Annotated in this window: 14 protein-coding genes; 11 read left to right on the top strand and 3 right to left on the bottom strand. The window is 37.0% G+C overall.

What is annotated here, in order from left to right:
• Positions 1 to 45: 45 nt before the first annotated feature.
• The 4 genes from CCAND38_RS09745 to CCAND38_RS09730 all read left to right on the top strand — a co-directional run bounded on the left by CCAND38_RS09745 (position 46) and on the right by CCAND38_RS09730 (position 2,951).
• Positions 46 to 468 (top strand): methyltransferase family protein, encoded by a 423-nt coding sequence (locus tag CCAND38_RS09745; RefSeq protein ID WP_156129797.1) that lies wholly within the window; start codon positions 46 to 48, stop codon positions 466 to 468.
• 43 nt (positions 469 to 511) lie between these two features.
• Positions 512 to 1,114 carry an HD domain-containing protein gene (locus CCAND38_RS09740; protein WP_042345088.1) on the top strand — a complete coding sequence of 201 codons (603 nt, stop codon included), beginning with the start codon at positions 512 to 514 and terminating at the stop codon, positions 1,112 to 1,114.
• Between the two features lie 42 nt (positions 1,115 to 1,156).
• The gene (locus CCAND38_RS09735; RefSeq protein WP_042345087.1) at positions 1,157 to 1,852 is read left to right on the top strand and encodes a metal-dependent hydrolase; all 696 of its coding nucleotides are present in this window, start codon (positions 1,157 to 1,159) and stop codon (positions 1,850 to 1,852) included.
• Between the two features lie 151 nt (positions 1,853 to 2,003).
• Entirely contained in the window at positions 2,004 to 2,951 is a 948-nt protein-coding gene (locus tag CCAND38_RS09730) for a phospholipase A (protein WP_231550027.1), read from the top strand.
• A gap of 72 nt (positions 2,952 to 3,023) precedes the next feature.
• On the opposite strand, the gene CCAND38_RS09725 is transcribed toward CCAND38_RS09730, so the two are convergent.
• Together CCAND38_RS09725 and CCAND38_RS09720 are read right to left on the bottom strand one after the other, a co-directional pair.
• Complete coding sequence (locus tag CCAND38_RS09725) at positions 3,024 to 4,799, bottom strand: RagB/SusD family nutrient uptake outer membrane protein (protein ID WP_042345084.1); 1,776 nt, start codon at positions 4,797 to 4,799, stop codon at positions 3,024 to 3,026.
• An 11-nt stretch (positions 4,800 to 4,810) separates the two neighbouring features.
• Complete coding sequence (locus CCAND38_RS09720; RefSeq protein WP_052458230.1) at positions 4,811 to 7,786, bottom strand: SusC/RagA family TonB-linked outer membrane protein; 2,976 nt, start codon at positions 7,784 to 7,786, stop codon at positions 4,811 to 4,813.
• Positions 7,787 to 8,183: 397 nt separating this feature from the next.
• Here CCAND38_RS09720 and CCAND38_RS09715 point away from each other — a divergent pair, with 397 nt between their 5' ends.
• The 7 genes from CCAND38_RS09715 (at position 8,184) to CCAND38_RS09685 (ending at position 19,575) form a co-directional block, all read left to right on the top strand.
• Positions 8,184 to 8,876: a succinate dehydrogenase cytochrome b subunit gene (locus CCAND38_RS09715; RefSeq protein WP_042009166.1), complete on the top strand. Its 693-nt coding sequence runs from the start codon at positions 8,184 to 8,186 to the stop codon at positions 8,874 to 8,876.
• Between the two features lie 2 nt (positions 8,877 to 8,878).
• Positions 8,879 to 10,909 (top strand): fumarate reductase/succinate dehydrogenase flavoprotein subunit, encoded by a 2,031-nt coding sequence (locus CCAND38_RS09710; RefSeq protein WP_042345083.1) that lies wholly within the window; start codon positions 8,879 to 8,881, stop codon positions 10,907 to 10,909.
• Positions 10,910 to 10,979: 70 nt separating this feature from the next.
• A complete protein-coding gene (locus tag CCAND38_RS09705) occupies positions 10,980 to 11,366 on the top strand; it encodes a four helix bundle protein (RefSeq protein WP_018279739.1) in 387 nt (128 codons plus the stop codon).
• 55 nt (positions 11,367 to 11,421) lie between these two features.
• Positions 11,422 to 12,165: a succinate dehydrogenase/fumarate reductase iron-sulfur subunit gene (locus tag CCAND38_RS09700; RefSeq protein WP_042009162.1), complete on the top strand. Its 744-nt coding sequence runs from the start codon at positions 11,422 to 11,424 to the stop codon at positions 12,163 to 12,165.
• Positions 12,166 to 12,348: 183 nt separating this feature from the next.
• Positions 12,349 to 15,150, top strand: a complete 2,802-nt coding sequence (locus CCAND38_RS09695) for a TonB-dependent receptor (protein ID WP_042345080.1) — start codon at positions 12,349 to 12,351, stop codon at positions 15,148 to 15,150.
• 309 nt (positions 15,151 to 15,459) lie between these two features.
• Positions 15,460 to 16,719: an alkaline phosphatase family protein gene (locus CCAND38_RS09690; protein ID WP_042345079.1), complete on the top strand. Its 1,260-nt coding sequence runs from the start codon at positions 15,460 to 15,462 to the stop codon at positions 16,717 to 16,719.
• A 177-nt stretch (positions 16,720 to 16,896) separates the two neighbouring features.
• Positions 16,897 to 19,575 (top strand): AsmA family protein, encoded by a 2,679-nt coding sequence (locus tag CCAND38_RS09685; protein WP_042345078.1) that lies wholly within the window; start codon positions 16,897 to 16,899, stop codon positions 19,573 to 19,575.
• A 197-nt stretch (positions 19,576 to 19,772) separates the two neighbouring features.
• On the opposite strand, the gene CCAND38_RS09680 is transcribed toward CCAND38_RS09685, so the two are convergent.
• Positions 19,773 to 19,965, bottom strand: a 193-nt coding sequence (locus CCAND38_RS09680) for a hypothetical protein (RefSeq protein WP_042345077.1), incomplete at its 5' end; no start/stop codon positions are given.

Genomic DNA, 19,965 nt, shown 5'->3' with positions numbered 1-19,965 from the left:
GTAATTGTTATTAGCATTCAACAAAAATACAACTTTATTCCCTGATTGTCAATTTTTTATACCATCATACTTTTTAAAACACGACCTCCTTTTGTTTTTCCTTTTTATGAAGTGAAATCCATTTGGTTATCTACTATTTTTATTATTTCGGGAATAGTAGTTGCACTGATGGGAGTTTGGGAATTTAGAAGATTAAAAACAACGGTTAATCCTACAACGCCTGAAAAAAGTAGTCGAATGGTTAGTACAGGAATTTATAGATTCAGTCGAAATCCGATGTACTTAGGAATGGCATTTGGATTGGTAGGATTGGTTTTTTATTTTGGAAATTGTCTTTCATGGTTTGGAGTTGCAGGGTTTGTAGCATACATTACCTATTTTCAGATTATTCCTGAGGAAGTGGTTTTAAAAAGAATCTTTGGCAAATCATATGAGGATTATTGTCAAAAAACAAGGCGTTGGTTGTAAAAAGAATAGATGAAATACCATAAAAAATATAGATTATCAAGAAATGGAATTAGCAAAAGAACTTGAATTTATACTAACCTTAGATAAACTCAAAAACGTACAGCGTCGCAATTATAATTTAGACGATACACGTAGAGAAAACTCGGCAGAACATTCATGGCAAGTGATGGTTTTGGCTCAAATAATGTATCCGTATGCCAAGAATAAGGAGCAAATCGACTTGTTTCGTGTTATGAAAATGCTTTCTATTCACGACATAGTAGAAATTGATGCTGGAGACACCTTTGTCTACGATGAAAAGGCGATGGTTGGAAAGTACGAACGTGAATTGGCATCAGCAAAGCGTATTTTTGGGATATTGGGTGAGCCTTTGAGTGCCGAATTTTTAGCTTTGTGGGAAGAATTCGAGTCGGGAGAATCTGCTGATGCAATTTTTGCTTCGGCAGTGGATAGAATTATACCTTTTATACTGAATGCCCACACTTCAGGTAAAAGTTGGAGGGAGGCCAAAGTGAGTGCCGAAAAGGTACGAAATATTGTAGGGGCAGCGGTTGAAAAAGGTTCCGAAGAGCTAACCGAATTATTTGAAATTCTATTACAACGAAGTATTGATACAGGAAAAATCGTACATATAAATAACGATTAGACTTAGTGAGATTCAAGTAAAACATTCAAAAAAAGATATATTATGAAAGTAACTTATTTAGGACATGCTTGTGTCAATATTGAGATTAACGGCAAGTTCTTCTTGGTTGACCCTTTTATTTCGGCTAATCCTTTAGCTAAACATATTGATATTTCCGATGTTAAAGCAGATTATATTCTACTTACACACGCACATCAGGATCATATTTTGGATGCCGAATTTATTGCTAAAAGAACGGGAGCAAAACTCATTACCAATCCAGAGATACTGGCTCACTACAGATCTTTAGGTTTGGACGGACACGAAATGAATATTGGAGGTTCATACCGATTTGAGAATGGAACTGTGAAAATAAAAATGACAAAAGCTGTACATTCGTCTTCGTTTTCTGACGGTAAGTATGGAGGAAATCCCGCAGGTTTTTTGATCAACTATGAAGGCTTAACAGTCTATATTTCAGGAGATACAGCACTACATTTGGATATGACCATTATTCCAAGCCAATATAAAGTAAATTTAGCGGTTCTTCCAATAGGGAATAATTATACAATGGGAGTCCGAGATGCTTTAACAGCGGCCAAATTCGTAGATGCTATCCATACCCTTGGAGTGCATTATGATACTTTTGATGTTATCAAAATCGATCGTCAAGCGTCAATAGATAAATTTGCGGCGGAAAATAGGAATTTACATTTATTAAATATTGGGGAAAGCTTTGATGTAAACGATTTTAGGTAATCTCTATGGATTAAAGTTTATGTACTTAAACACAAATTGTCTAACTATTGGAGCAAAATATTTTTTGGTTCTGAAAATAACTTTTTTAGTTAAAAGTTTCATTTTTCAGACATAAACTTGTTTAGCTTCTGTAAAATATGTAAGAAACATTTTGAATACAAAAATTAGTAATTTAGCTTTAGTATTATCATTGATTATTAGTCAAATGGCTATATCGCAAGAGGTGAATCATCAACATCGTTTGGATACGATACTGCCTATTATTGAAAAGATTGAATACAACCGATATGGGAGTGCGTTATCGAAAATGTTTGAAATTGACGATAAAGATCAACAAGGTATTTTTAGACCATCGGAATATCGACCAATTTATTTGATACCTTTTCGTTGGACAGATAGAATGAATCGGCAACCACAAAATACCAATCCACTTAGGGGAAATCCGCCATATCGGGATTTTCAGGATGTAGAAACGAAATTTCAAGTAAGTTTGAAAACCAAAGTTTGGCAGGATTTTTTAGGTTCCAAAGGAGATATTTGGGTAGCTTTCACACAACAGGCGTATTGGCAGGTTTATAATGGAGAATTGTCCCGTCCGTTTCGGGAATTAAATTACGAACCCGAGATCATGTATTTAATTCCTTTGAACTTATCCGCGGGAGGCTTTAAATGGCGTTTGACGGGACTTTCTTTAAATCACCAGTCTAATGGAAAGGAACATCTCTATTCCCGAAGTTGGAATCGAATTATTTTAATGAATGCTTTCGAATGGGGAGATTTTATGTTTATAACCCGATTTTGGCGACGTATGAGTGAAAAGAAAAATGATAATGATAATCCCGATATAATTGATTATGTAGGAAGAGCTGAATTAAATGTGTTTTACATGGCTAAAAGACATCAAATTCTATTTTTAACACGTAACAATCTGAACTTCAAAAACAATAGAGGATTTGGCGAGTTGACCTATGTACATTCTGTTGGTAAAGGAGGATTACGACTTTTTGCTCAGGTATCCACAGGCTATGGAGATTCGCTCATCGAATATAACCACAAACAAAATACAATTGGGGTAGGTATCATGCTCTCCAGCTTTTAATAAAAAGTTCGGGTGAGATAAAATTATAAGAAAAGAGGCAGTCTAATTTTAGACCGCCTCTTTCCATTTTTTCTATTTGGTTGGATTTTGAGTAAGTTTTCCTTTATATGAATTTATAGCCGTTTGTGGTATATAATACACTACTCTGTAATCATTAGCCGAAATATCTTCCATGGCGCTATGAGGGCCTGGATAATGGCGAGTAAGAGATTTTCCATTTCTGAATACATCATAACTGCGTTCTGCTTGGAAAGCTAACTCCAGTTGTCGTTCTTTATCAATGCGTTCCGCTGCATTAGAAGCGTCCAAAGAAGCGTAACCACCTCCTATGATTGAACGTTCTCTGATGATATTCAAGTTCGTAAGAGCTTCTCCATAGCGTCCAAGTTTAGCTAGAGCCTCAGCTTTGTTCAAATAGATTTCTCCTAAACGAGAAATCACAGGAGAATGCAAGTGGCTGTCCTCTCCCTCACGAGAGCATTTTACAATGTAAAACATCGGATAAGCACGATTTAATCTCATTAGGTTGTCAATGACTCCTTCATAAACATCTCCTTCATAACTGATAGTGTATATGCCTTGAGCAATGTTTACACCAGTAAGGGGGTAAGTTGTGTCTACATCCCCTGCTTTTATCGTGCAGGTTGGAACTCCTGAAGTTAATTCCAACTGGTTGCTTTCATAGTTGTAAGCAACCGGAGCTTGAATGTATCTATAACCTGTTTGTTTGCCGTTTTTATCCTTAAGTTTTGCGATAAAGCGGAATACTTTTTGGTGGTAGTTAACACCGTTTACGGTAACAGAAGGTTTAGTGTATTGAGGTTCAATAAAACTGGCTCTTGCATCAACGATGATGTTGTTACTCCAGTCATTACGTCCCGTTTCATTCAGTAAATCAATGTATTTGGCACTGGCATACATTTCTCCCCAGCCCATACCACCGATGTTAGCATACATACCACCAACACCATAATAGTGGTCGTAACCTGAAAACTCTGAAGCTACCCTCTTAACTACGAATATGGATTCTTTATTACTTTCAGGGACAAAGGTGTTATACTTCATGAAGTTTTGTCTGTCAAGAAGTACATATTTATTAGAATTGATAACCTTGTCAGCATACTCAACAGCCAATTGAGCGTAATTGGTATTCGGTGCTTCATATGTGCCGGACATATAAAGATATATTCTTGATAAAAGGGCTTGAGCAGCCTCTCTTGAAGCATATGCGTTGCCTCTATTACGGCTAATCAATTGCTCTGCTTTTAGCAAGTCTTTGATAGCTTGGTCATATGTTTCCTTAACAGTAGATCGGTCAGGCAGTGTTGTGTTTACCAAATCTTCAGGTGTTCCATTAACGATAGGCACTCCCAAATTAGTTTCAGGTGATTGTGCATAGGGGCGTCCATATGCTCTACATAGATAGAAATACATCATCCCTCTAAGAAAGTAACATTCTCCTAATTTTGTTTTGGTTTCGTTAGAGGCTTTATCTTCAGGGAAAAGACTGATGATATTGGATGTTTGAGCAATTACCTTGTATCCACTATCCCAAAATGATTGTAAGCGATAATTATTGGGAGTGCGGGAGTACGAGATGAATTCATAAAAAGCATCGGTCGAACTACCTCGAATCATCATGTTATCACCAGCATATTCACCACATCGATGCATAACATCCGCCCAACCTTTCATTTGAGCGTAGCATCCGTTAAGCAGTCCGTCCAGAGAACCATCTGGGTCTGATGTTATTTTTTCCGCAGCCATTTGTCCGTGCGGAAATCTTTCTATATCACAAGAAGATAATAGAATGATGGAAACTGTTAAAATGTATATGATATTTTTCATAATTTCAAAAATTAAAAATTAGCGGTTATTCCAAAAATAAATTTGCGTGTTGAAGGATATACTGATGGTCCAGATGAATTTATGATAGCTCCGCCGCTTGCTGGAATTTCAGGATCAACACCAGAATAGTTAGTTATTGTAAACAGATTTTCTCCTGAAATGGACAATCTCAATTTAGGGAAATTATATTCGGACAAGTCTAAATTATATCCTAACGACAGTGAACGAAGTTTCAAGTAACTACCATCTTCCAAAAATCGAGAAGAGGCTTTATTTGAGTTACTTTTGTTTTCGTAGGTAGCTTTTGGGTGGGTGGCGTCATCTCCAGGATTTTGCCAACGAGACCAACCGCTCATTAATTTCATTTGATTTCGGTCAGTATACGCTCCATCAGAATCATATTCGGTTCGTGAATAATTGTATATTTTACCACCGTAAGCAAATCCGAAATTAGCTCTCAGGTCAAAATTTCTATATTTGAAAGCAGTTCCAAAACCTCCAAAGAAATCAGGAGTTGCTTTTCCCATATCTACGTGATTAGCATCTGAATAATTCTTAGTTATTTCACGGGTTACATTCCCGTTAGCATCTGTTGTAGATTTGTACCACAAAGGAGCTCCCGTCTCCTTATCAACTCCCGCCCATTCTCGTATGTAGAAAGTATCACTATCATACCCAGGTTTTAGGATTTTGTTTGCAGAACCTGCAATTCCCGCTCCGTCTGGTAAAATGATTTCTTTTCTGTCGCCATACAAGTTTTTAATTTCATTAGTATTTTTACCAAAATTTAAATCTATTTCCCAGTGGATATCTTCATTTTTAATGATGGAAGCCCCTAAGGTAATTTCGATTCCTTTATTCGATAGTTCACCAACATTACGCCAAACGCTGGTAACTCCCGTAACACCAGAAACGGGTACAGGATACAATAAATTACTGATGGCCTTATCGTAGTAATCTACTGTAAGTGAAATTCTGTCAAACAAAGTTGCATCAAAACCTAACCCTGTGGTATAGGTAGTTTCCCAAGTTAAGTCTTTATTTCCTTTTTGAGAAATTAATGCTCCCGAAATTTGGTTGTAACTAGCACCAGTAGAAACTGCATATAAATCATATTGTCCGTATAAAACATTAGGCTGGATACCAACAGAACCGTATGATGCTCTAAGTTTGAGATTATTAACCCATTCAGGAGTAAACCATTCTTCATTGTGAACGTTCCAACTACCACTCACGGAGAAGAAATTTCCATATCTGGCATTGGCTCCAAAATTAGAAGCTCCGTCACGGCGTAACGAACCTTCCAATACGTATCGGCTGGAATAGTTATAAACTAACTTAGAAATAAGCGATTGTGTAGCAGACTCGGTCAAACTTCCTTTAGTACTTTCAGGCTTGGTAACGACGTCTAAAACTTCAAATCCAGGAATAAATCCAACTCCTTGTGCTGAAATGGCTTTTCCCCAATAATCTTTGTATTCATATACCAAAGTTGCGTCAATTGAGTGTTTATCAAAAGACTTATTGAAATTCAAAATCTGACTTGTGTATCGATTTATTGTATTACTTTGATATTCATACAAACGTCCTTTCACACTCTCTCCTGCAGAGGAACGAGGGTCGCTGTAAAAGTTTGAGTGATATGTAGACAATCGATAGTTATTAATTGAAGAGAATGAAAGCCAATCATAGAATCTGATAGTAAAATCCAAACCTCCCATTCCTTGGAAAGAAGTTCCTTTGCCATGATTCCATTGCAAATCATATAGATAGTTTGTTGAGTTGTTATTAAACCATCTGGAAGAGCGATGTGGAACGATGTTTCCTTCTTCATCGTACGGACTATCCCAAGGTAAGTTCGAATACATAGCTGTCACAGAATGCTGTTTATCATCTGTTTGTCTAAAGCTACCAGTAATGTTTGGTTTAATCGTCAACCATTTAACAGGAGCGTAATCCGTTTTTAATCGGAAGTCATATTTATCATAATCATAGCCTTTAACCGCTCCTTGTTCGCTGTAGAAACCTACAGAGAAATAGGAACGAAGCATGTCTGAACCACCACTGATTGAAGCCGTGTAGTCACGTACAAATCCGGTACGAGTAGCCTCTTTCCACCAATCAAAATTACTATTGCGGAGTTCAGGATTCCATCGAGGAGCTATTATGGTTGAAGCATTTGAGAACGATTGGAAATAATCATATAACTCAGCTCCATTCATCACCTGTAAATTACCGTTGTTTAGGTTTGTAATACCTTGTTTAAGAGATATTTGTGTTTTTAAGCTGCCTGAAGTAGCTTTTTTAGTCGTAACAAGAATAACCCCATTAGCTCCTTGAGAACCATAAATAGCCGTAGAAGCAGCATCTTTTAAAATCGTCATGGTCTCAATGTCTCCTGGGTTTACTATGTTCGCTCCTGTTCCCATAATAACGCCATCTACAACCCAGAGAGGGGCTGTACTTCCATTGATAGTCGATTTTCCACGAATGATAATAGCTCCCGTTTCCCCTGGACGACCCGAACCTGGAGCAACAAACACACCTGAGATTTTTCCGCTGATCATATTCTCAATCGTGGGAGAAGTTATGTCTGTCAGTTTTTCCTGCTTTAAGGTTTGCATAGCTCCTGTTAGGCTTTCTTTACGCTGAGTTCCGTATCCTACAACAACCACATCCTCAAGCTGTTCAGCATCTTCTTGGAGCAAAACATTGATGACTAATGAATTGCCACCTCCTGTAACTTTTTTAGTTTGTGATTGAAAACCCATAAATCCAAACTCAAGTTCATCACCTACTCGAGCCTCAATTTCGTAACTTCCATTCAAATCAGTCGCGGTTCCTTTAGTAGAACCTTTAATAATCACAGTCGCACCTGGTAGTGGACTATTACTCTCATCAGTAACTTTTCCTGTCACTTTTACTTGTGCCATTAGCGGTAAAGCTAAAAATGTCAGCATAAGTATGGTTAATAATTTTTTTAGCATATGGTGTTAATTTTTATGATTACATGCGTCAAATTTATGAAAAAAAAGAAGAATAAAACATGATTTCTGTCATATTTTTTTACTTTTTTCTCCCACATTTATATTGATTTAAATAAAATTGTTTTAAGAGCATTAATAAATATAGGTGTATTATTTAGCTTTATTTTTTATTTCTTAACTTTTTTAGTGCTGATAGAGCTTAAGTAAAGAAATTTAATAGAAGAATTAGTCTCTAATTTTTATTTTGTATTGAGAATCTGTAAAATAGGGTAGTATCTTTTTTTAAAATCGTTATAAATTAGGTTTTGTAAAGTTTTTTAGTTGTGGATTAACTGTTAAATACGTAAATTTGTATTCAATTTTAAAAAAACTATAAACAAATAATTAACAGTTAATAATGGCAGCACTATTTAAAACATCTATTGCTCGAAAGGTGGCGATGGCTCTATCGGCACTTTTCCTGATTGTCTTTTTGGTGATACACTTGGCGGTGAACTTTACTTCGGTTTTTAGTGCCAGTTTGTTCAACGATTTATCACATTTTATGGGAACCAATCCCTTGGTTCAAGGCGTGATGCAACCCATTCTGATGTTGGGAGTTATTTTCCACTTCGTGATGGGTTTTGTTTTGGAAATCCAAAATCGCAAAGCCCGTGGAGCTAACGCTTATGCCCGTTACAACGGAGCGGCAAACTCCACTTGGATGTCACGTAATATGATTATCAGTGGTGCGTGTATCCTCCTATTTTTGTTATTTCACTTGAAAGATTTTTGGGTACACGAAATGACCGTGAAGTATGTAAACGGAGATATGTCAGGCTTGGCAGCCGACGGAGGTTTCCGCTACTATACTGACCTTATCGTAGCTATGAGTAATCCTATTCGCGTGGCGGTGTACGTGTTAAGTTTTGTTTTCTTGTACCTACACTTGATTCACGGGTTCCAATCATCATTCCAATCAATGGGTTGGAAAGATGATAAACGCAAAAAATTCATCAGCAAATTAGGTAGCATCTATTCTTTGGTGATTTGTGGCGGATTTGTTTTCGTTGCTTTGTTCCATTATTTTAATCATTTATTAGGGAAATAACTATGAAGAAATTAGATTCAAAAATTCCAGAAGGTCCTATCGCGGAGAAGTGGACAAAACATAAAAATAAAATCAATTTGGTAAACCCTGCAAATAAACGTAATATTGATATTATTGTTGTAGGAACGGGGCTTGCAGGAGGTTCTGCTGCAGCTACATTGGCTGAATTAGGTTATAATGTTAAGGCGTTTGCTTATCAAGATTCGCCACGTCGTGCTCACTCTATCGCTGCACAAGGAGGTATCAACGCTGCGAAAAACTATATGGGTGACGGAGACTCTAACTACCGACTTTTTTATGATACGGTAAAAGGGGGTGACTTCCGTGCTCGCGAAGCTAACGTATACCGTTTGGCTGAGGTTTCAGGAAATATCATCGACCAATGTGTGGCTCAAGGAGTTCCGTTGGCTCGTGATTACGGCGGATTGTTGGACAACCGTTCGTTTGGAGGGACGCAAGTTTCCCGTACTTTCTATGCAAAGGGACAGACAGGACAACAGCTTTTGCTTGGAGCATATTCAGCAATGAACCGACAAATAGCTCGTGGAAAAATTGATATGTACAATCGCCATGAAATGTTGGATGTTGTGGTAGTTGACGGCAAGGCTCGTGGAATTATTGCTCGTGATTTGGTTACAGGTGAAGTAGAACGCCATTCAGCTCATGCAGTGGTAATTGCAACGGGAGGTTACGGAAACGTATATTTCCTTTCTACCAACGCCATGGGCTGTAACGGAACGGCAGCTTGGAAGACTCACAAAAGAGGAGCATTCTTCGCGAATCCTTGTTTTACGCAAATCCACCCAACTTGTATTCCACGTTCGGGAGATTATCAATCAAAATTGACATTGATGTCTGAATCGCTTCGTAACGACGGACGTATTTGGGTGCCTAAAAATATGGATGATGTGTATGCTATCCGTGAAGGACGTAAAAAACCAACTGAAATTGCAGAGCAAGACCGTGATTATTACTTGGAAAGACGTTATCCTGCTTTCGGAAACTTGGCTCCGCGTGATATCGCTTCACGTGCTGCTAAAGAGCGTTGCGATGCAGGTTACGGAGTGAATGCAACAGGCGAGGCTGTGTATTTGGACTTCTCTTCTGCTATTGAACGTTACGGAAGAGAGCAATGTAAAATCCACGGAATTGAAAATCCTTCCAAAGAAGAAATTATAAAAAGAGGGGAAAAAATCATCGAAGCAAAATACGGAAACCTTTTCCAAATGTATGAAAAAATCGTTGATGAAAATCCGTATAAAACACCGATGATGATTTATCCGGCAACGCACTACACAATGGGTGGAATTTGGGTAGATTACAACTTAATGACTACAATACCAGGATGTTACTGTATCGGTGAGGCGAACTTCTCTGACCACGGAGCAAACCGATTAGGGGCTTCTGCTTTGATGCAAGGTTTGGCAGACGGATATTTCGTTCTTCCTTATACTATCGGAGATTATTTGGCGGCTGACATTCGTACAGGAAAAATCTCAACAGATTTGCCTGAATTCGTTGAAGCAGAGCGTGTTGTAAAAGAGCGTTTGGCATTCTTCATCAATAATAAAGGAACGAATTCGGTAGATTATTACCACAAAAAACTTGGAAAAGTGATGTGGGATAAAGTAGGAATGGCACGTAACGCACAAGGGCTTAGAGAAGCTATTCAGGAAATTCGCGAAATTCGTGAAGACTTTTGGAAAAACGTAAAAGTTACTGGAGAACTTACAGGAATGAATACCGAGCTTGAAAAAGCAGGTCGTGTAGCTGATTTCTTGGAACTTGGAGAGCTTTTTGCCAAAGATGCTTTGGAGCGAAACGAATCGTGCGGAGGACACTTCCGTGAAGAGTATCAAACTCCTGACGGTGAAGCACTTCGCGATGACGAAAATTATGCTTATGTAGCGGCTTGGGAATACACAGGGAACCCTAATGAGGTGAAATGTACCTACAATCCAAGCGAGGAAATTATGCATAAAGAAGAATTAGAGTTTAAAGATATAAAATTAGCACAACGTAGTTATAAATAGGAGAAAGAAGGAATAGAAAAATAGAAAGATTAGAAGAATAGAAAGATTATAAGGAGATAGGTTTGTAACAATGTTAAATAAAGTTACGTCATATAAAGAATTAGTCGTTTGGCAAAAATCAATGGATTTAGTCAAGAGAGTATATGAAGTAACTCGCTTATTTCCTGAGGAAGAAAAATTTGGGTTAACAAGCCAAATTCGCCGAAGTGCAGTGTCGATACCATCCAATATAGCAGAAGGTTGGGGACGAGCCTCTTTGAGAAGTTGCTTAAACTTTTTAAGAATAGCACAAGGCTCTCTTTTTGAATTGGAAACTCAAATATATATAGCAAAAGGATTGGGTTTTTCATCGGACAGTCATATAGAAGAACTCATTTCTGAAATAGGAAAAATGATAGGTTCGATGATTTTCAAAATGAAATCCAGAGATAATATCCAAAGCGACCCAAAAAACTGAAAATTCTATATATCTAATCATTCTTACTTCCTAATCTCCCTAAATCCTAAGCACAATGAATTTAACATTAAAAATTTGGAGACAGAAGAACGCCAACGAAAAAGGTCGTATGGTAGAATATAAAGTAACCGATATTTCCGAGCATATGTCGTTCTTGGAGATGATGGATATACTTAATGAAAGTTTGGTAGCCAAAGGTGAAGAGCCTGTTGCGTTTGACCACGATTGTCGTGAGGGAATCTGTGGTATGTGTTCGCTTTTCATCAATGGGGAAGCTCACGGGCCTGACCGCGGAATTACTACATGTCAGTTGCATATGCGTATGTTCAACGACGGTGATACCATCACTATTGAGCCTTGGAGAGCAACCGCTTTCCCTGTAATCAAAGACTTGATTGTGGACAGAACTGCTTTCGAGCGTATCCAACAAGCAGGAGGATATATTTCAGTAAATACTTCGGGAAATACGCAAGATGCTAATGCGATTCCAATTCCGAAATTCGATGCTGACCGCTCAATGGATGCTGCTTCTTGTATTGGCTGTGGAGCTTGTGTGGCAACGTGTAAGAACTCATCAGCGATGTTGTTTGTAGCGGCAAAAGTGTCACAATTTGCATTGCTTCCACAGGGACGTGTAGAGGCTGCTGATCGTGTGATGAATATGGTACACCAAATGGATTTGGAAGGTTTCGGGAACTGTACCAACACAGGAGCTTGTGAGGTAGAATGTCCGAAAGGTATTTCTTTAGAAAATATCGCGCGTATGAACCGTGAGTATTTGAAAGCAAGTTGCCGATAGATAACCATTAGAATAAATCGGATGGGTAGAGAGCATAAAATATTCCCTATTACATATCAGGGGGATGTTTTATGCTTTTTTTGGATTGCTGTTAGAAATACTTAACATTCACTTAATATATGATTTCGTGAAAAGATGCATTTTTGTCGCATCAAACTAACTTTAATATTTAACATAAACAAAATGAAAAATTGGTTTTTAAATTTAGCCTTAATTTTATGTGCTACAATGACTTATGCTCAGGGAATAGTTACCGGTAAGGTCATTGATGGCGAGTTTAACGCACCGCTCTTGGGAGCTAATGTACTCATTCAAGGAACTACCAAAGGAGTATTTACCGATGCTGATGGAAAATTTTCATTGCAAGTGGACAGTGACAGTGGAGTTTTGGAAATCTCTTATTTAGGATTTGTTACAAGACAAGTACCTTTCAAATTGACAAGCGGTAAGGCTAATATCAATGTAACCTTACAATCCGACGCTGAGAGTTTGGGAGAGGTTGTTGTTACCGGGAGTGCCTTGTTGGATATCGCGAAGGAAAGACAAACACCAGTGGCAGTTTCTACCATTCGTGCAGCAGAGATTGTAGAGAAATTAGGGATGCGTGAATTTCCAGAGATATTAAACAGAACACCATCCGTATATGCAACCGTTGCAGGTGGAGGTTATGGAGATTCAAAAATTAACATACGGGGATTTGTTAACGAAAACATTGCTGTAATGGTTAATGGTATGCCTGTGAATGATATGGAAAATAGCCGTGTTTATTGGAGTAACTGGGCAGGTATTTCAGACGTAGCTTCGGCAATGCAGGTACAACGAGGATTGGGAGCGTCCAAATTGGCTATAGCTTCAGTGGGAGGAACTGTTAATATCGTAACGCGTGCCTCAGATATAAAACAAGGAGGTGTAGTATCTTTCGGATATGGAAATAATGGAGGAAACCACGAAACCAAAGCTCTAGTAGCGTATAACACAGGGAAAAGCGAGAAAGGGTGGTCAGCCTCCGTATTATTTAGCCGTAGTGCAGGAGAAAAGTATGCCGATGCTACTCAATTTGAGGGATATAACTATTTCTTTGCTTTAGGATATTCACCTTCAGAAAAGCACAGTCTTCAGTTTATGATGACCGGAGCTCCGCAATGGCACAACCAACGTTCTTATGCTTCCTCTATTTCTGATCAGGTTAAATATGGAGGTTCTTTAGATAAACCTAACAGAAAGTACAATTCTGATTGGGGATACTTGAATGGTGATGTTTTTACTATGCGAAGAAATGCCTATCACAAACCAGTAATGATGCTCAACTGGGACTGGCAATTAACTGATGCTTCGGCTTTGAGCACGGTAGTATATGCCTCTTTTGGACGTGGATTTGGAACAGGTGACTTGGGACGTGTAAATGGAAAACGATTATCTAATTTTCAAAGAGTTCCTGAAACGGGGTTGCATGATTTTGATGCTATTGTAGCTGAAAATAAAGCCTCTACTCCTGAGAAAGGACAACTTATTCGTAGAGCAAGTGTCAATTCTCATGACTGGTATGGTTTCTTAACTAATTTTAACCATAAAATAGACGATAACTTTACCTTCAATGTTGGACTTGATGGAAGATATTATTACGGATACCATCACCAAGTAGTGTCTCACTTATTAGGAGCTTCTGCTTACAGAAATACTGCAAACCGAAATTTAGCCAAGCCTAATGATGTTTCAGTTGTTAAAAAAGACACTCCTGATTATAATCCTTTTGGAGGATCTTTGGCTCCACTGAATGAACAAGTAGGGTATAGTAACGACGGCGAGGTACGTTGGATGGGGATGTTTGCTCAGTTAGAATACTCTGATGACGCTTTTTCAGCTTTTCTTCAAGGTTCTTCTTCTATCCAAGGATTCCAACGTATTGATTTGTTCTTGAAGCCTGGTACTTTCGCGGTAAGAAATAATCCAGCAACAGCAATGGAAACAAAAACTGGATTTAAAGATTTGTTAGGGTACAATATCAAATCAGGGTTGAATTACAATATCAACGAACAGCACAATGTTTTTGCTAACGTAGGATACTACTCTAAGCAGCCTTTTTTCAATGCCGTATATCCAAATAATAAAAACTTCCTCAATCCTGATTTAACCAACGAAAAAATTTTTGGTATTGAGGCAGGGTATGGATTTAAATCAAGTGTAGGTAATGTTAATGTAAACGTGTATAGAACATCATGGAAAGACCGTTTCTTAAGAAAAGCGAATAACATTACAGTAGGAAAGGCTGTAATAAATGCGTATGCCAATATTTTGGGAATTACAGAGATTCACCAAGGGTTTGAGTTCGAAGGTGATATCCGTGTGACCGATTACTTACGCTTTAAAGGTTCTTTCTCGTTAGGAAACTGGTTTTACGAAGGAAATGCTCGGGGAGTTTTATTTAATGAAAGTAATGAACCTATTGATACACAAGGAAATGTAGTAGCAGCTGAAGATGCCGGTTCAATTCTTTTATACTTAGATAAATTGAAAGTGGGAGATTCAGCTCAACAAACTACTTCGTTAGGAGCTACGATCAACCCTGTTAAAGGTTTGAAATTTGATATTGATTGGAGAAACGTAAATAACTTGTATGCAAATCTCAATATAGTAGACTTTACAACTCAAGCAGCAGCAGATAAGGGAACCTTGAAATTACCTTCATTCAACTTGTTTGATGTCAGTGCTTCTTATAGATTTGATTTAGGCGAAAAACAAGCTTTAATAATTTCAGCTAACGTAAATAACCTGTTGGATACATATTACATCACAGAATCTCAAACAAATAATCATGTTAAAACCCTATCTGACTTTAAGGATATTAAAAATGGAGCTACCGCTCAGGAACAATATCAAAGTTATATTTCTAACAAAAATAACTTTTATAAAGGTATTGATACTTCAAACCGTGTTTATTTTGGATTCGGACGTACTTGGAGTTTCGGGTTGAGATATACATTTTAATAGCAAATAGGCAATAATATTTTGAAATAGGCTTCGACTACCCTTAGTTGACACGCAGTGATTTGTCAGTTTGGTGTAGTCGAAGTCTTTATTAATAACAAATTGAATTTGGATATAAAAGTCTTTGGAAATGTTGCGACAGATCATTTCATTTAACGATTTCTATATTTTGGTGCATATACTCAAAGTATTTTAATTTAGAGATAGTCAACGACTATTGAATGACTTTGAATTAATAGTCGATTATGATATGACACATTTTCGATACTGATTTGAAAATTCATATAACTATTTACAAATTTAATTCACATGAAAAAAATATACTTTCAAAGATTTATTTTTTTATTAATTTCATTACTTTTCATTGGATGTAACCCATCTAAGACAGGTGTCAGTAAGGTCGAGGAGAACTATGTGCTGTTTGTGTCTTTCGACGGTTTCCGACACGATTATGCAGAAAAGTATAACCTTCCTAACTTCAAGAAATTAGCCAAAGAAGGAGCTACAACTCCAATGCTATTATCTTCATTTCCAAGTAAAACTTTTCCAAACCATTATTCTCTTATCACAGGTATGTATCCTGGTAATCATGGTATAGTAGACAACAAATTTTATGATCGTGGTCGTGATGCAGTTTATGCCATCGGTGATAGAGCTAAGGTACAAGATGCTCATTACTATCAAGGATATCCACTTTGGCAATGGTTACAGTCCAAAGGAATGAAAACAGCATCTTATTTTTGGGTTGGTTCAGAGGCTCCTATTCGAGGAGAATATCCAACCTATTACTATGATTATGACGGAAAAGTATCCAATGAAGCTCGGATTGATGAAGTAGCTCGTTGGTTTCAATTACCTAAAAATGAACGTCCTCGATTCGTCACACTTTACTTTTCATTGGTAGATACGGAAGGTCATAATTCTGGGCCAAACTCTCCAAAAATGCGAGAAACCGTACAAGAAGCTGATCGATTGTTAGGACTTATTATGCAAAAAGTTAAAAACATCAATCTGCCTATTTACACCATTGTGGTGTCTGACCACGGGATGATTGAAATGGATTCCTCCCAAGATATTTTTATAAATTTGGAAGAAGTCATCAAAGCAACCAAAGACAAGGCGAATATCATTAGCAATGGGATGCACGCTCAGGTTTATGTAAACAACCCTGCTGATAAAGCTGAGGTTTACAACCTTTTGAAAGCTGAGTTACCTGCAAAGGTCAAGATATACTACAGAGAAGAAACTCCTGCTCACTGGCATTATTCAAAAAGTTCACAGATTGGAGATATTATTTTAGTGGTTGATGCTCCTAATTATATGATTCACAGAGCAAATCATCCGCTAACACGATTGAAAAATAAATGGGGAACACACGGTTATGACCCTTATGTAACGCCTGATATGGGCGGTATATTCTATGCTATAGGGCCTAAAATCAAGAAAGGTTACAAAGTTCATACTTTCGAAAATGTCAATGTATATCCATTAATAACCAGAATTTTAGGAGTAGATAATCCTGAAAATATTGATGGGAAACCAGAAGTTTTGGCTCCCATATTGAAGTAAGAATATTTTTTGTACCTTTGCCTTGCTCCTGACTTTGATGGGGTAAAACGAAGGTCGGAATTACATTTTTTTTGTAGCCTCGACTTATGTACTGTTTCTGTTGCTTATTCTTCAACAGTTTACATAGGTCGAGGCTATTTATAATAATTACATAATAATCTTTTAAAAACAAAATCTATGAAAATAGTAAAAAAACTTTTGAAAATCACGGTTATTTTTGTTGTGCTACTTGTGTTGGCTATGGTAGCTATTCCATTTTTCTTCAAGGATAAGATAAAGGAAAAAGCCATTAGCTTGGTTAATGAAAATATCAATGCAACAGCCTCATTAGAGGATGTTTCTCTCAGTTTATTCCGTAGCTTTCCAAAGGCTGATGTTACCCTCACCAACTTTAGTATAGTCAACAAAGAACCGTTCGTAGGGGATACTTTATTTACAGCACAGAAAATAGCTGTTAAAGTAAGTGTGACCGATTTGTTGTCAGGTAATTACAACATATTAGGCTTCGATTTGAAAGATGCGTCAGTTTTCATTCATATAAATAAAGAAGGGCAGGGAAATTTTGATATAGCTTTGCCTTCAGAAACAACACAAAAAGAAAGTCAGTCCACCCCATTCAAGTTAGGCATACAGTCTTATAATATTGAAAACATGAAGTTTACATTCAAGAATGACGATGGTGATATGCATTTGCTTTTGGATGAACTGAACCATACTGGAAAAGGAAATTTTGAAAACGAAGTATTAGATTTGAATACGAAGACCGATCTGAAAATATCATTTTCGATGGACAAAAGCAATTTTATGAATAGAATTCCCGTTTCGTTGGATGCTATTTTAGGAATTGATTTGAATCAGCAAAAGTATACGTTTAAGGAAAACAAAGCAATTATTAATCGTTTGGAGCTCGTTTTCGATGGATTTGTAAAATTATTAGAAAACGGACAGCATTATGACCTAACTTTTAATGCTCCGTCAAACAGTTTTCAAAGTTTCTTAGCGTTAATTCCAGAGGCGTATTCCAAAGAAATTGAAAAAGTGAAAACTACTGGCGATTTTACACTAAAAGGAAATGTCAAAGGGGACATGGTAGGGGATAAAATACCAACATTTGCTATGGAAATGACCTCTCAAAAAGCTTCATTAAAGTATCCTGATCTACCCAAAAGTATACAAAATATCAACATTGATTTGAAAGTAAAAAATACAACGGGAATTATGAATGATACTCAAGTCAATTTGGATAAATTTACAATGACTATTGATGAAGATCATTTTACAGCTAAAGCCCATGTGTACAACGTAGTTGACAATCCGAAAGTAAATGCTGCATTGAAGGGAACGGTAAATTTAGCAAATCTTTCACAAGCCTATCCTATATCTTTAGACAAACAATTGAAAGGAATTTTTAAAGCCGATATAACCACCGAATTAGATATGAATTCGGTTGAAAAACAGAAGTTTGAAAATGTTAAAAGTCAAGGAGTTGCATCTCTACAGCAGTTCGTTTATGAAGGTGAAGAGTTCGTGAAACCTTTCCATATTGACGAAGCAAACTTAGATTTTTCAACGGCTCACATTCAATTGAGTAAATTTATTTCACATGTCGGAGATTCTGATTTAAAACTTAACGGGCGTCTGGATAATTTATTTGGATTTCTATTCAAAAATGATGTTTTGAAAGGGAATTTTGCTTTGAATTCTAATAAATTAGTAATTGCAGATTTTATGCAACCTGCAACCAATCCAATAGAAAATCCAGCAGAAAATCAATCTAAAGAAGTAACAACAGCTTCATCAACAACGACAACATTAAAAATTCCATCATTTTTAGATTGCACGTTTGTAGCAAATGTTGAAACGGTGATTTATGACAATTTAGAATTAAAAAACACCTCGGGGAAACTGATTATCAAAGAGGAAAAAGTGCGTTTGGAGAATTTAAGAACTGATATCTTAGGAGGAAATGTGGCTATTAGTGGTAATGTATCAACTAAAGATGCTATTCCAACTTTTGCTATGGGCTTGGATATGTCAAAATTAAATATTGTAGAGGCATTTACAAAAATAGAAATGCTATCAAAAATAGCTCCTATTTCTAAAGTTTTGCAAGGAAAAATAAATACTGTAATTAATGTTACAGGGAATTTGAAGAATGATATGACCCCCGATTTGAGTACTCTTTCTGGAGATATTTCCGCAGGTTTGGTTGATTCAAAAGTTAAGAGTGAAGAGTCTAAATTGTTAACTTCCTTAGCTTCAAATTTCCAGAGTTTAGATTTCTCTAAGTTGAATTTGAAAGATTTGAAAGTATCAGGAAAATTCAAAGATGGAAAGGTCAATATTAATCCGTTTAAGGTGAAATACAAAGACGTGTCAATTGATGTGGTTGGGACGCACGGCTTTGATCAAGTGATGGACTACAACGTAGTGTTTAATATACCACCACAGATGTTAGGAACCGAAGCAAGTACAACGTTAGCTAAACTCACAGGAAATCAAACCAAAGTGGACAACATAGCTGTAACAGCATTGTTAGCAGGTACGTTCGATAATCCTAAAATTTCAACTGACATGAAACAGTCAGTGGCCAATTTAGCGTCTCAAATTGCTAAAAATCAAATTAATAATCTTAAAGATAAAGGTACAGATGCTTTAAAAGGATTTATTTCATCTAAAACGGACTCAACCACTGCTGGAAAAGCTAATCAACTTATTGAAGGACTTACTACGAAAAAGGATAGTACTATCAATAAGGTCAAAGAAGAAGTTAAAGAAAAGGCTAAAGAGGAAGTTAAGAATCAGGCAAAAGGATTTTTAAAAGGTATTTTAGGAGGTAAAAAAGAAGAAAAATAGATTTAATATAGCTCTCATTCTGGGGGTGTTATAATATTAAGCAGATAAAGAATCATGTTTTTTTCAGCGCTTGCAACTGTTTTCGCCTTTTATGTAGGAAAACGGGGGAATATGAGGAAGTATTGAAATGAACTAATGATTTCGTTTTCCCTCTCCAAAGACTAAACTTCGGAGAGGGATTTTTATATGAGATAGGTTTATAGTTTGCTTTTCTTTAGTCTCAAACTATTTCCTACTACACTTACGGAGCTCAGTGCCATAGCGGCTCCTGCAAGCATCGGGTTGAGCAGAAATCCGTTGATAGGATAGAGAACCCCTGCCGCAATGGGAATACCGATGAGGTTGTAGATAAATGCCCAAAATAAATTTTGACGAACGGCTGCTACCGTA

Origin of the sequence: Capnocytophaga canis (genome assembly GCF_000827555.1) — a bacterium.
Taxonomy (GTDB): domain Bacteria; phylum Bacteroidota; class Bacteroidia; order Flavobacteriales; family Flavobacteriaceae; genus Capnocytophaga; species Capnocytophaga canis.
The sequence above is the reverse complement of the archived record's forward strand: the minus strand, read 5'-3'. Positions and strand labels throughout refer to the sequence as shown.